Below are 213 nucleotides of genomic sequence, written 5' to 3'. Positions count from 1 at the left end.
CGCTTGGTATAACAGAGATAGATGATCTTGAATCATCCCAATTGCTTTAAATTCACTTAGCTCTCTTTTTTTATTTTACAACAGAAGTTGACGCATTTTAAACATCGTAGAGGAACATAAAAAAATCGCAATGAGCTTCCATACACATGGCATTCTAAACGCTCTTGTTTGATATTTTGCCAGTGATGAATTTGAAATAAAGATTTCCACGTT

The 213-nt window shown here is 33.3% G+C and carries 1 pseudogene; it reads right to left on the bottom strand.

The annotated features are described in order from the left end of the window. A pseudogene (locus JDS99_RS31665) lies at positions 1-213 on the bottom strand (IS4 family transposase); the annotation flags it as partial.

This window comes from Bacillus cereus group sp. N6 (genome assembly GCF_016483705.1).
Classification (GTDB): Bacteria; Bacillota; Bacilli; order Bacillales; family Bacillaceae_G; genus Bacillus_A; species Bacillus_A wiedmannii.
The sequence above is the reverse complement of the archived record's forward strand: the minus strand, read 5'-3'. Positions and strand labels throughout refer to the sequence as shown.